Source organism: Microbacterium sp. NPDC078814 (genome assembly GCF_040702645.1).
Lineage (GTDB): Bacteria > Actinomycetota > Actinomycetes > Actinomycetales > Microbacteriaceae > Microbacterium.
The window spans coordinates 1-13159 of sequence record NZ_JBFBLT010000001.1 but is presented as its reverse complement, the minus strand read 5'-3'; the positions used below and the strand labels follow the sequence as shown (position 1 = coordinate 13159).

Here is a 13159-nt window from a genome sequence, read left to right as displayed (position 1 = left end):
GCGACCCCGCCCTTCTGCCTGCGTCCGCGCGGCGGTCGAGTGCCGGTGTCGCCGCCTCCGGCCCCGCCCCCGGTCCCGAGATCGTCGAGGACCCGACCGTTAAGGTAGAAGCATGACGTATTCCGTCGCCGTCTCCGGCGCCTCCGGCTACGCAGGCGGCGAGATCCTGCGCCTCCTGGCCGCTCACCCCGACGTCGAGATCCGCACCGTCACGGCGCACTCGAACGCCGGACAGCCCCTCGTCGCCCATCAGCCGCACCTCCGTTCACTCGCCCACCTGACGCTGCAGGACACCACACCCGAGGTCCTCGCCGGACACGACATCGTGTTCCTGGCCCTCCCGCACGGCCAGTCCGGGCAGTACACGGACGCCCTCGGCGACACCCCGCTGGTGATCGACGCCGGAGCGGACCACCGGCTCACCTCGTCGGCGGAGTGGGACGCGTTCTACGGCGGGTCCTTCCATGAGCCGTGGACGTACGGCGTGCCCGAGCTCCTCGTCGGAGGGGGCAAGGGGCGGGACGCGCTCCGCAGCGCGACCCGGATCGCCGCACCCGGCTGCAACGCCTCCACGGTGAGCCTGAGCCTCGCCCCCGGTGTCGCGGCCGGCGTGATCGACCCGGGCGACATCGTCTCCGTCCTGGCCGTCGGCCCGTCCGGGGCGGGCAAGAGCCTGAAGACGAACCTCCTCGCCAGCGAGATCCTCGGCTCCGCGAACCCCTATGCCGTCGGCGGCACGCACCGCCACATCCCGGAGATCCGTCAGGCGCTCGCCGCCGCCCGCCCTTCGACGGGCTCAGGCCCTTCGACGGACTCAGGCCCTTCGACGGGCTCAGGGACCCAAGACATCCGGATCTCGTTCACTCCGGTCCTCGTGCCGATGTCGCGCGGCATCCTCGCCACGTCCACAGCGCCGATCGTCGAGGGTGTGAGCGACGCCGAGATCCGTCAGGCATGGGAGAGCGCCTACGGCGACGAGACCTTCGTCCAGCTGCTGCCGGAGGGGAGCTTCCCGCGCACGGCGGACGTGCTCGGGGCGAACACGGCCCTCCTCGGCCTCGCGATCGACCGCGCCGCGAACCGCGTGACGGTGGTCACCGCCGTCGACAACCTCGTCAAGGGCACCGCCGGAGCTGCCGTCCAGTCCATGAACATCGCGCTGGGGCTTCCCGAGACCCGCGCCCTCTCAGTGAACGGAGTCGCCCCGTGAGCGTCACCGCCCCCGCAGGATTCGAGGCGGCCGGGGTCGCCGCCGGACTCAAGTCGACCGGCAAGCCCGATGTCGCCGTCGTGGTCAACCGCGGCCCCCGCAAGGTCGGCGCCGCCGTCTTCACGAGCAACCGCGCCAAGGCCAACCCCATCATCTGGTCGCAGCAGGCCGTCGCGGACCGCGTGGTCGAGGCCGTCGTCCTCAACTCCGGCGGTGCGAACTGCTTCACCGGGAGCTTCGGGTTCCAGACGACCCACCAGACCGCGGAGAAGGCGGCCGAACTGCTCGGCATCAGCGCGGGCGACGTGCTCGTCTGCTCCACGGGGCTCATCGGGACGGGGGACGAGGTCTTCCGCGAGAAGGTCCTCGCGGGCACCGCGCAGGCGATCACCGAGCTGAGCGCGGACGGCGGGGAGAGCGCCGCGCACGCCATCATGACCACGGACACGGTCGCGAAGACCGCTGTGGTGACCCGCGACGGCTGGACGATCGGCGGCATGGCGAAGGGCGCGGGCATGCTCGCCCCGGGTCTGGCGACGATGCTCGTGGTGCTCACCACCGATGCCGTGCTCGAACCGCTCCAGGCCGACGAGGCGCTGCGCCGGGCGACGGGGCGCACGTTCGACCGCCTCGACTCCGACGGCTGCATGTCGACCAACGACCAGGTGACGCTGCTCGCCAACGGCGCCTCCGAGGTCGTCCCCGACCTCGACGACTTCGCCGAGGCGCTCACCGCGCTCTGCCAGGAGCTCGCGGTCAAGCTGCAGGGCGACGCGGAGGGCGCGAGCCACGACATCACGATCGAGGTGCAGCACGCCGTCTCCGAGCAGGACGCCGTCGAGGTCGGCCGCTCGGTCGCCCGCAACAACCTGTTCAAGGCCGCCATCTTCGGCAACGACCCGAACTGGGGCCGCGTCCTCGCGGCGATCGGCACGACGGCCGCGCAGTTCGACCCCTACGACGTCGACGTGTGGATGAACGGCGTCCGCGTCTGCACCGCCGGCGGGCCGGACCGCCCCCGTGAGGAGGTCGACCTGACGCCGCGGGCCACGCACCTGATGATCGACCTCAAGGTCGGAGAGGCCACCGCCACGGTGCTGACGAACGACCTCACCCACGACTACGTGCACGAGAACAGCGCCTACGCCTCATGACCGACATCCAGGACACCACGCCGGACATCGCGGCGCAGAAGGCCACCACCCTCATCGAGTCGCTGCCGTGGCTGAAGAAGTTCCGCGACCAGATCGTCGTCGTCAAGTACGGCGGGAACGCCATGGTCTCGGACGAGCTGCAGGAGGCCTTCGCCCAGGACATCGCGTACCTCCGCTACGTCGGTGTGCAGCCCGTGGTCGTGCACGGCGGCGGGCCGCAGATCTCCGACATGCTGCAGCGGCTGGAGATCCCCAGCGAGTTCAAGGGCGGGTACCGCGTCACCAACACCGAGGCCATCGGCGTCGTGCGGATGGTCCTCACCGGCCAGGTGAACCCGCAGCTCGTCTCGAAGATCAACTCGCACGGCCCCATTGCCACCGGGCTCAGCGGCGAGGACGCCGGGCTCTTCGGCGGCCGTCGTCGGGGTGTGATGATCGACGGCGAGGAGGTGGACCTCGGCCGCGTGGGCGACGTGGTCCAGGTCGACCCGACGCCGGTGCTCGACCATCTCGCCGCAGGGCGGATCCCGGTCGTGTCGAGCATCGCGCCCGACCTCGACCACCCCGGGCAGTCGCTCAACGTCAACGCGGATGCCGCGGCCGCCGCGCTGGCCGTGGCCCTCGGTGCGCGCAAGCTCGTCATCCTCACCGACGTGCCGGGGCTGTACGCCGACTGGCCCAACCGCGACTCGCTCGTGTCGCACCTGACATCGGACGCGCTCATCGAGATGCTTCCGCGCCTCGAGTCGGGGATGATCCCGAAGATGCGCGCGTGCCTCGATGCGGTCGAGGGCGGCGTCGACGCGGCGGCGATCATCGACGGACGGGTGCCGCACTCGGTGCTCGTCGAACTGTTCACCAGCAAGGGAATCGGGACCGAAGTGGTCCTGGGAGAGAAAGGGGCGACGGCATGACCGTCTGGCAGGACGACGCGGCACGTGATCTCGTGCTCAACGCGGGGGAGCGCCTCGCGCTGCTGACCCGCGGTGAGGGCTCGTACCTGTGGGACGCCGAAGACCGACGCTACCTCGACTTCCTCGCCGGCATCGCGGTGACCTCCCTCGGCCACGCGCACCCGGTGTTCGTCGATGCGGTGTCCCGGCAGGCCGCCACCCTCGCGCACGTCTCCAACTACTTCGCGACCCCGCCGCAGCTCGCGCTCGCCGCCCGACTCAAGCGCCTTGCCGGCGCAGGGATCGACGGTCGCGTGTTCTTCTCGAACTCGGGTGCCGAGGCCAACGAGGCCGCGTTCAAGCTCGCCCGTCTGCACGGCGGGACGGAGCGTCCGCGCATCCTCGCACTGGAGAACGGCTTCCACGGCCGGACGATGGGTTCGCTCGCGCTCACGGCCAAGGAGTCGATGCGTGCGCCGTTCGCGCCGATGCCCGGAGGCGTGGAGCACATCCCGGCCACGATCGAAGCGCTGGAGGCCGCGATGGACGACCGGGTCGCCGCCGTCATCGTGGAGCCGATCCAAGGTGAAGCCGGTGTCGTCGAGCTGCCCGAGGGCTACCTCGCCGCGGCACGCTCGCTGACCCTCGCGCACGGCGCCCTGCTCATCGTCGACGAGATCCAGACGGGCGCGGGCCGGACCGGCGCCTGGTTCGGATTCAGCCACGAGGGCATCACGCCCGACGCCATCACGCTCGCGAAGGGCATCGGCGGCGGATTCCCGATCGGCGCCCTCGTCACCTACGGGGCCGCGAGCGCCCTGTTCACCCCCGGTTCGCACGGCTCCACGTTCGGCGGCAACCCGCTCGCGACGGCCGTGGCGGACGCGGTGCTGGCCGAGATCGAGCGCGCCGACCTCGTCGACAACGCCGCGCGCCGTGGCGTCGAGCTGCGGGACATCATCCTCGGCATCGACTCCCCGCTGGTCGGCGGCGTCCGCGGCCGCGGACTCCTCGTGGGCGTCGCGCTCACGCAGCCCGTGGCGGGTGCGGTGGTCGCCGCCGCGCAGGACCGCGGTCTCATCGTCAACGCCGCCAACCCCGAGACCGTGCGCGTCGCGCCGGCGCTCACCATCGGCGACACGGAGCTGGCGGAGTTCCGCGAGCTGTTCGCCGCCGCTCTCTCCGACGTCCACACCTCCGCCACCGGAAAGGTCCCCGCATGACCCGCCACCTGCTGCGCGACGACGATCTGACGCCCGCCGAGCAGGCGGAGATCCTCGATCTCGCGCTCGAGCTCAAGAAGGATCGCTGGGCGGACAAGAGCCTCGCCGGCCCGCAGACCGTCGCCGTGATCTTCGACAAGTCGTCCACCCGGACGCGCGTCTCGTTCGCCGTCGGCATCGCCGACCTCGGCGGCACGCCGCTCATCATCTCCACGGCGAGCAGCCAGCTCGGCGGGAAGGAGACGCCGTCCGACACCGCCCGCGTGCTCGAGCGCCAGGTCGCCGCGATCGTGTGGCGGACCTACGCGCAGTCGGGCCTGGAGGAGATGGCCGCCGGCACCCGGGTCCCCGTGATCAATGCGCTGTCCGACGACTTCCACCCCTGCCAGCTCCTCGCCGACCTGCTGACGATCCGTGAGCACAAGGGCGACCTGAAGGGCCTGACGCTGACGTTCTTCGGCGACGGCCAGAGCAACATGGCGCACTCCTACGCGCTCGCGGGCGTCACGGCCGGCATGCACGTGCGCATCGCCTCGCCGGAGGACTACGCACCACGCGCCGACGTGATCGAAGCGGCCGACCGCCGCGCCGGGGAGACCGGGGGATCGATCACGCTCTTCACCGACCCGGTCGAGGCGGCCGCCGGTGCCGACGTCGTCGTCACCGACACCTGGGTGTCGATGGGCAAGGAGGAGGAGAAGCTCGCGCGGATCCGCGACCTCGGCGGCTACAAGGTCACACCGGAGACGATGGAGCTCGCGCACGACGACGCGATCTTCATCCACTGCCTCCCCGCCGACCGCGGCTACGAGGTGGACTCCGCGGTCATCGACGGTCCGCAGAGCGTGGTCTGGGACGAGGCGGAGAACCGCCTGCACGCCCAGAAGGCCCTGCTGGTCTGGCTCCTCGGGAAGAAGGACGCGTGATGGCCGGCTCGCACGAAGGAACCAACGAGGGCGCGCTCTGGGGCGCGCGGTTCGCCACCGGTCCGTCGCCGGAGCTCGTCGAGCTGAGCCGGTCGACGCACTTCGACTGGATCCTGGCGCCGTACGACATCGCGGGATCCCACGCGCATGCCACGGCGCTGGCCGCCGCGGGGTACCTGGAGCCGGATGAGGCCGCCCGGATGCACGAGGGCCTCGACGCCGTCGCGCGCAAGGTCGCCGACGGCACCCTGCAGCCGCTGCCCACCGACGAGGACGTGCACGGCGCGCTCGAGCAGGCGCTGATCGCCGAGCTGGGTCCGGAGCTGGGCGGACGCCTCCGCGCCGGCCGCAGCCGGAACGACCAGATCGCGACGCTCGTGCGGATGTACCTGATCGACCACGCCCGGGTGATCGCGCGCGACCTGCTGCGCGTGATCGATGCGCTCGTGGCACAGGCGGAGGCGCATCCCGACGCGATCCTGCCCGGCCGCACGCACCTGCAGCACGCACAGCCGGTGCTGCTCGCCCATCACCTCCAGGCCCACGCCTGGCCGCTGGTGCGCGAGCTCGAGCGCCTCGTCGACTGGCGCCGTCGCGCCGGTGTCTCGCCGTACGGCGGGGGAGCACTCGCGGGGTCGACCCTGGGCCTGGATCCCGCGCTCGTCGCGACGGAGCTCGGCCTCGACCGGCCGGCGGAGAACTCCCTCGACGGCACCGCTGCGCGGGACGTCGTGGCGGAGTTCGCGTTCATCGCGGCGATGACGGGGGTCGACCTCTCCCGCCTGTCCGAGGAGATCATCCTCTGGAACACGCGGGAGTTCGGCTTCGTCACCCTCGACGACGGCTACTCCACGGGATCCAGCATCATGCCGCAGAAGAAGAACCCGGACATCGCCGAGCTCGCGCGCGGCAAGTCCGGGCGTCTCATCGGCAACCTGTCCGGCCTGCTGGCGACCCTCAAGGGCCTGCCCCTCGCGTACAACCGCGACCTGCAGGAGGACAAGGAGCCGGTGTTCGACTCGGTGCAGACGCTCGAGGTCGTGCTGCCGGCGTTCGCCGGGATGATCGCGACGCTGCGTTTCCACACGGAGCGGATGGCCGCGCTCGCCCCGCAGGGGTTCTCCCTGGCGACGGATGTCGCCGAGTGGCTGGTCAAGCGGCGCGTGCCGTTCCGCGACGCCCACGAGATCTCCGGCGCGCTCGTGCGCGCCTGCGAGGAGCAGGGGATCGGGCTGGAGGACGCCTCCGACGAGCTGCTGCTGTCGGTGTCGCCGTACCTCGTCCCCGAGGTCCGCGAGGTGCTCACGATCGAGGGCTCCGTCGCGTCGCGCACGGGCGTCGGCGGCACCGCGCCGGAGCGGGTGGCCGAGCAGCGCGCGGAGCTCGTCGCCCGCGCGCAGGCCGCCGCGCACGCGCTCGGCCTGTAATCGCTCCGGCGGCGGCCTCGCCTCAGTGCAGGTCGCCGTCGGCGGCCGAGCGTTCCCACCGGGTGAACCGGACGGTCAGGCCCGCGCGGGTGGGCGCGGCGAGGAACGGTCCCGCGGAGACGGTCGCATCGCCGGCGAAGGGAGCCACCCTGACCAGGCGCCAGGGGCCGTCGTCCGCCCGGGCGCGCACGATCATCGCGTCCGCCCAGCGGCTGACCCTGACCGAGATCTCGCTCTCGCGCCAGTCGTCGACGTAGCCGACCGACCAGTCGGATCGGCCGGCGGTCACGACGGCACCGAGACCGAGGTGGCCATCGGCGAACTCAACGCCCGCTTTGATCCAGTGCTCCTCATCGGCGCGCACGAAGAGCCCCGCCTGGTCGAACTGCCCCTCCCACGGCGCACGGAACGCGACCTCGATCGCCTCGCCGACGGCGAGCGGCGCGAGCAGCGCGTGCTCCGTGTCGTGCACGAAACCGTAGGCGGTGTGGCGCCAGGCGTCGCTGCCCTCGGCCGCGGTGGCGTCGAGGTGACCGTCGACGTGTGTCCAGGCGGGGGCGTGGGTCCAGGTGCCATCGGTCCAGTTGATGATGCGCGATTCAGGCATATTTCCCATCTATAGCTGATAAGGGCATAAACAGCGAATATTCGTGCTACGGTTATGTCATGGTCATCGCTGTGATCGCCGACATCGTCGGGTCCCGGGAACTCCGGGACCGCGGTGCTGCGCAGCGCGCGCTGGACGAGACCATCGCACAGGTGGAACAGGATCGCCCGCTGGCCATCCACCCGCTCACGCCCACGGTAGGGGACGAGCAGCAGGGCGTCTACCGCGCACTGCCCGACGCGCTCCTCTCCCTCCTCATGGTGCAGCTCTGCCTCCCGGAGGGTCTCGCCTTCCGCTTCGGCATCGGCGTCGGCGAGGTCAGGCCGGTCACCTCGGTGCACGGCGAGCTGGCCGACGGACCCGGGTGGTACGCGGCACGCGCCGCGATCGAGACCGTCCACGCACGCGAACAGCGCGCCGTGCCGCGCACGCGCACCTGGATTGTCGGCGCCCCGGGTCAGGATGAGGTCATGGAGACCGTGATCGCCGCGTCCAACGCCTACGTCCTCGCGCGCGACGAGCTGGTGGGGGCGATGAGCACGCGCGAGCGCCACCTCACCTACGGACGTCTGGTCGGCCGGTCCCAGCAGGAGCTCGCCGCCCAGGAGGGCATCTCGCAGCCGAGCGTCTCCAAGTCGCTGCGGAGTGCGGGAGCCGCCGCTCTCATCGAAGGCGTGGCCGCGCTCCGGGGGGAGTCCGCATGATCCTCGCCGGCTTCGTCCTCCTCGCCGTCGGCGCGACCGACCTCGTCCGGCAGTTCGTGCCGCGGCGGTGGATCGGCTTCGTCGTGGCCGCGGCCGTGGTCGTCCTCCTCGGCATCGGCGGCGACGCGCTGCTGCCCGCGCTCCTGGGGCTCGGTGCCGGGGCGCTGTGGGCGTGGAGCATGCCGGACGAGGGGCCGTCCCGGGCCGGGTTCTGGCCGGCGGTCGCGCTGGCCGCCCTCAGCATCGCCGCCGTGGTCTGGGGCGGGTCGAGGAGCGCGTCCGGTCTCATCGGCGAGCTCTGGACGCTCCGCTCGCCCTTCGGCGAGGTGCCGTTCGATCTCGCCGTCCTCGCGCTCGGGGCCGGCGTCTTCCTCCTCGAATCCGCGAACCTCGTCGTCCGTGCGGCTCTCGACGGCGAGCACACCTGGCGCCCGGCCGAGGTCTCGGGGACCGTCGCGCCCGAGCCCGTACCCTCCGCCCGGTCGGAGGCCGACGCCCCTGCGGTGTCCGCCGTGATCCCCGCCGATCCCCGCCACGGATTCAAGGGCGGGCGGCTCATCGGCCCGCTGGAACGCGTGCTCGTGATGATCCTCACGCTCGCCGCGGCGTACCCGGTGCTCGCGGCCATGCTCGCCGCCAAGGGCATCGTCCGCTTCCCGGAGATCTCCCGAGACGGGGAGACCGGCGCGCGTGCCGAGTACTTCCTCGTCGGCAGCCTCGTGAGCTGGGTGATCGGCCTCGGTGCCGCGTTCCTCGTCTGGTGGGCGGCGCACAGCTGACACCCCCGCCCGCGACGCAGCGGGACGGTCGCGCGCTGCTAGCCTGGAGCGCGTGTCAACTCCCGCTCTGACGACCGCGCCGCAGGCGATCGACCCCACGTTCGAGAACGTGTGGGACGAGATCGTGTGGCGTGGCCTCGTCCACGTGTCCACCGACCAGGAGGCGCTGCGCGCCCTGCTCGCGGGAGACCCCGTCACGTATTACTGCGGCTTCGACCCGACGGCACCGAGTCTGCATCTCGGGCACCTGGTCCAGCTGCTCCTGCTCCGCCGCCTCCAGCTCGCCGGGCACAAGCCGCTCGGTCTCGTCGGCGGCTCCACCGGCCTGATCGGCGATCCCCGGCCGACTGCGGAGCGCACGCTCAACACCCGCGAGACGGTGGCGGAATGGGTCGACCGCCTGCGCGGCCAGGTCGAGCGGTACCTCAGCTTCGAGGGCGACAACGCCGCCCGCATGGTGAACAACCTCGACTGGACGGCGCCGCTCTCCGCGATCGACTTCCTGCGGGAGATCGGCAAGCACTACCGCGTCGGCACGATGCTGAAGAAGGACGCGGTGGCCGCGCGCCTGAACTCCGACGCCGGCATCAGCTACACCGAGTTCAGCTACCAGATCCTCCAGGGGCTCGACTTCCTCGAGCTCTACCGCCAGTACGACTGCGTGCTGCAGACGGGCGGCTCGGATCAGTGGGGCAACCTCACCAGCGGCACCGACCTCATCCACCGGGTCGAGGGGGCCTCGGTCCACGCGATCGGCACGCCGCTGATCACCAACAGCGACGGCACGAAGTTCGGCAAGAGCGAGGGCAACGCGATCTGGATCGACGCGGAGCTCACGAGCCCCTACGCGTTCTACCAGTTCTGGCTCAGCACGGCCGATGCCGACGTGATCGAACGCCTCAAGGTCTTCACGTTCCTGACCAGGGCCGAGATCGAGGAGTACGCCGAACTCGTGGCGACGGAGCCGTTCCGCCGCGCCGCCCAGAAGCGCCTCGCGCTCGAGGTCGTCGCGACGGTGCACGGTGTGGAGGCGACGGCGGCCGTGATCGCGGCGTCCGAGGCGCTGTTCGGGCAGGGCGACCTGACCACTCTCGACGCGGCGACGCTGCGCACGGCCCTGGACGAGCTCCCGCACGCGACGGTCGCCGCCGGTACTCCGGTCGTCGACGCACTCGTCGCGACCGGGCTGGTGTCGAGTCTGTCGGAGGCCCGTCGCGCCATCGCGCAGGGCGGGGTGTCCCTCGACGGCGATCGGGTGGAGGACGACTCCGCGACCGTGCAGGGCACGCTTCCCGGTGGTGTCTCGGTGCTGCGTCGCGGGAAGAAGACACTCGCCGGCGTCTTCCTCGGCTGATCCCGGTCAGGCATGCCGTTCACCCCGAGTCACGCGATCGTGGCGTTGCCGTTCGTGCGCACGCCCCTGGTCCCCGCGGCGATCGCGATCGGAGCGATGACGCCGGACATCTCGCTGTTCCTGCGGAACGTCGGGCTCAACTACGGCTTCCTGCACGATCCGGTCAACGTCGTGTGGACGGCGCTGCTCGCGCTCGTGCTCTTCCTGCTGTGGCGTCTGCTGCTGCGCCCCGCGACCCTGGAGCTGCTGCCCGACTGGGTGAGCACGCGGCTGCCCGCCGGGTGGGGCGCGAGCGGACTCCGGGCCGGGGTCGAGGCGCTGACCCGCGACGACCGTCCCCGGTATCGGGGTGCGCGGTCGCTGTATCCGGTCCTGCTCGTGCTCTCCGCGATGCTGGGGGTGCTCTCGCACATCCTCTGGGACGCGTTCACGCATGAGTCGCGGTGGGGCGTCGATCTGCTGCCCGCGCTCGCGAACTCGTGGGGTCCGTTCGACGGCTACAAGTGGCTCCAGTACGCCTCGAGCGCGCTCGGCCTGCTGGGCCTGGCGATCTGGGCGGCACTGTGGCTGCGTCGTGCGACCCCGCGAACGCATGCGCCCCGGATCCTTCCGACGGTCGTCCGGGTCGCGTGGTGGCTCTCGCTGCCGGTGATCCTCGTGCTCGCCTGGGTCGGCGGACTGCTCGCGTTCGGCCCGCTCTCCGCCGATTTCACGGTGCAGCATCTCGCGTATCGGGTGCTGCCGCCGGCCTGTGCGGTGTGGGGCCTGCTCACCCTGGTCCTCTGCGTGGTCCTCGCCGTGCGGCGGCCGCGCTCCGCCCTCTGACCCGCAGCGGACCCGGCACGTCGGGAAGCCGCGTCACCAGCGTGGTGCGTCCGTACCCCATGCGTGCGGGGCCTCGAACCTGAGCCCGGGGAGAGCGGGTGCCGCCGTCACGACCGCCGTCCCGTCCACGTCGAATCGCGCGAGATGCGCCGAGGCGTCGATCTCCGGCGCGCGCACGGCAGCGGTCGTGCGCGGCATCCCCAGCAGTTCGGCGGCGACCCGGCGCAGGGAGGTGCGCACGATGCGCGAGCGCCCGTCGCGGGAACGGAGCAGGCGGGTGAGTGCGGCGGCGAGAAGATATCCGCTGCTGTGATCCAGCGCCTGGGCGGGGAGGGCGCCCGGCCGTCCGTCGTCGCCCTCGATCATCGCGATGCCGCTCTCCGCCTGGACGAGACTGTCGAAACCGGCGCGCTCGGGATGATCGGGTCCCCAGGCGCTGAGCTCCGCGACGAGGAGACCCGGGTGCTGCTCGACCAGAGCGTCGGGGGAAAGGCCGAGCCGGTCCAGCGAGGCGGGCCGATATCCGAGCACGACCGCATCCGCCGACTCCAGGAGGGCGTGCAGCTCGGGGGACCGGGCGTCGAGGCGTGCGGAGCGCTTGCCATGGCCGGTGTCGAGGTGCTGCCACGGGAGCTCGGGGAGCTGCGGCGGGTCGAGACGCAGCACGTCGGCGCCGAGGAGAGCGAGCGTGCGTGTGCACACCGGCCCCGCGATCACTCGGGTGAGGTCCAGGACACGGAGGCCGGCGAGCGGAGCGCGCGCCGAGACGGCGGGAGACGAGGTCCGTCGGTCCTTCGTTCGTCCGCCCTCGGGGTCGGCGACCGCGACATCGAGGAGCGGAGCAGCTCGCTGCGCCCGGTCGGCCTCGGGGTCCTCGTGACGCACGGCCACCGCGAGTCCGCCCGCCGCGGAGATGAGGCCCACGGCCTCGTCGGTCGAGAGGGTCGACATCCTGCGGGTCACGGCCTCCGCACCCGCCGAGCCGGACAGACCGAGTGCGCGGCGAAGCGCTCGAGCGTGGTGCGGGTAGTTGCCATGTGTGCGGACCCACCCGTCGCCGCTCTCCCAGAACCCGGAGAGCGGCGCCCACACCGGCGGGGGAGTTCCGTCGACCAGCAGGTAGCGGTCGCTCCGGTAGGCGACGGCCACGCGTCGGGGATCGATGGACCTGGGGTCGAGTCCGGCGGCCACGGTGACCGCGGCCACACTGGCGAGAGCCAGCTCTGCGGTCGCCGTGCGCGAGGCGAGGGGCACCGGATCGAGAGTGCGGAGTGACGCGAGGGAGTCCGCGGGGAGGGGCGCGACGCCCGTGTCCCGCCACATACGGACGAGCAGATCGGCAGTGGTGTCGGAGGAGGGAGTGGGCATGGGCGTGATGCTACTCCGCCCCCGGATACCGCCGGAAACAGCCGCTGATCCGGCCGAATCCCGGCGCGGGGCGCCCGCGACACGCCCGGGGTGGTGCGCCCGATTTGCCAGACCCCCGGAATCCACGTAACTTATTACTTGTTCGCCCCACAGGGAAGCGGAGAAGCCCAGAGCTTCACCCCCCTCAAGCGGAGAACCACTCCCGATCCACTCTCACTTGAGAGATCCGGCGCTTGCGCCTAGGATGGGAGATCCACCCCTTCTGCGGCTGTCACCGGCTGCGCAGCGGATCCAAGATCCGCGCGGCGCGCCGATTTGACAAGCGGGTCGGGATGGCTAAGATAGAGAAGTTGCCCTGCGGGCCTGGCTGTGATGGCTGGGTCGTGGGAGCATCCGCTCCTTGAGAACTCAACAGCGTGCACTTGTCAAATGCCAAATTATCCTCGTCTAGCTTCGGCTGGGTGAGAATTCCTTTGGATCAAAGACCAACCTCTTTGTGGGGTTGGCAACGGATGAAGTCAGCAATGAATTCGTCTCTTTGGTCAGCATCAAACTCGCTGCGTTCCGGTTTTTCCCCGGTTCGTATGCAATTTCTTTTTACGGAGAGTTTGATCCTGGCTCAGGATGAACGCTGGCGGCGTGCTTAACACATGCAAGTCGAACGGTGAAGCAGGAGCTTGCTCTTGTGG

General features: G+C 71.1%; 12 protein-coding genes and 1 rRNA gene. 11 read left to right on the top strand and 2 right to left on the bottom strand.

Translation table 11 applies throughout. From position 1 onward, the window contains the following. Positions 1-112 precede the first annotated feature (112 nt). The 6 genes from argC to argH are packed head-to-tail and all read left to right on the top strand — an operon-like array spanning position 113 to position 6833. Positions 113-1210: an N-acetyl-gamma-glutamyl-phosphate reductase gene (argC, locus tag AB0300_RS00065; protein WP_366215238.1), complete on the top strand. Its 1098-nt coding sequence runs from the start codon at positions 113-115 to the stop codon at positions 1208-1210. Continuing rightward, complete coding sequence (gene argJ, locus AB0300_RS00060) at positions 1207-2364, top strand: bifunctional glutamate N-acetyltransferase/amino-acid acetyltransferase ArgJ (protein WP_101844878.1); 1158 nt, start codon at positions 1207-1209, stop codon at positions 2362-2364. The genes argC and argJ overlap by 4 nt, the downstream gene beginning before the upstream one ends. After that, complete coding sequence (gene argB / locus AB0300_RS00055) at positions 2361-3278, top strand: acetylglutamate kinase (protein ID WP_101844881.1); 918 nt, start codon at positions 2361-2363, stop codon at positions 3276-3278. The genes argJ and argB overlap by 4 nt, the downstream gene beginning before the upstream one ends. Continuing rightward, positions 3275-4480, top strand: coding sequence for an acetylornithine transaminase (locus AB0300_RS00050; protein WP_366215237.1), 1206 nt, complete (start codon positions 3275-3277; stop codon positions 4478-4480). Before argB ends, AB0300_RS00050 begins: the two co-directional genes overlap by 4 nt. Further along, positions 4477-5406, top strand: coding sequence for an ornithine carbamoyltransferase (argF, locus tag AB0300_RS00045; protein WP_025105260.1), 930 nt, complete (start codon positions 4477-4479; stop codon positions 5404-5406). The genes AB0300_RS00050 and argF overlap by 4 nt, the downstream gene beginning before the upstream one ends. After that, a complete protein-coding gene (argH, locus tag AB0300_RS00040; protein WP_366215236.1) occupies positions 5406-6833 on the top strand; it encodes an argininosuccinate lyase in 1428 nt (475 codons plus the stop codon). The genes argF and argH overlap by 1 nt, the downstream gene beginning before the upstream one ends. Positions 6834-6855: 22 nt before the next feature. Here argH and AB0300_RS00035 read toward each other — a convergent pair whose 3' ends face one another. Next, positions 6856-7440 carry a DUF1349 domain-containing protein gene (locus tag AB0300_RS00035; protein WP_366215235.1) on the bottom strand — a complete coding sequence of 195 codons (585 nt, stop codon included), beginning with the start codon at positions 7438-7440 and terminating at the stop codon, positions 6856-6858. Positions 7441-7499: 59 nt separating this feature from the next. Between AB0300_RS00035 and AB0300_RS00030 the strand changes: the two genes are divergently transcribed. From AB0300_RS00030 to AB0300_RS00015, 4 genes are read left to right on the top strand one after another with little or no spacing between them, the layout of a single operon-like run. Continuing rightward, the gene (locus tag AB0300_RS00030) at positions 7500-8144 is read left to right on the top strand and encodes a SatD family protein (RefSeq protein ID WP_366215234.1); all 645 of its coding nucleotides are present in this window, start codon (positions 7500-7502) and stop codon (positions 8142-8144) included. After that, the gene (locus AB0300_RS00025) at positions 8141-8923 is read left to right on the top strand and encodes a hypothetical protein (protein ID WP_366215233.1); all 783 of its coding nucleotides are present in this window, start codon (positions 8141-8143) and stop codon (positions 8921-8923) included. The genes AB0300_RS00030 and AB0300_RS00025 overlap by 4 nt, the downstream gene beginning before the upstream one ends. Positions 8924-8975: 52 nt before the next feature. Next, positions 8976-10277, top strand: a complete 1302-nt coding sequence (gene tyrS, locus AB0300_RS00020; RefSeq protein ID WP_025105255.1) for a tyrosine--tRNA ligase — start codon at positions 8976-8978, stop codon at positions 10275-10277. Positions 10278-10289: 12 nt separating this feature from the next. Further along, positions 10290-11102, top strand: coding sequence for a DUF4184 family protein (locus AB0300_RS00015; RefSeq protein WP_085603578.1), 813 nt, complete (start codon positions 10290-10292; stop codon positions 11100-11102). 33 nt (positions 11103-11135) lie between these two features. On the opposite strand, the gene AB0300_RS00010 is transcribed toward AB0300_RS00015, so the two are convergent. Then, positions 11136-12470 (bottom strand): CoA transferase, encoded by a 1335-nt coding sequence (locus tag AB0300_RS00010; RefSeq protein WP_085603581.1) that lies wholly within the window; start codon positions 12468-12470, stop codon positions 11136-11138. 596 nt (positions 12471-13066) lie between these two features. On the opposite strand from AB0300_RS00010, the gene AB0300_RS00005 reads away from it, so the two are divergent. Next, a 16S ribosomal RNA gene (locus AB0300_RS00005) occupies positions 13067-13159 on the top strand; the annotation flags it as partial.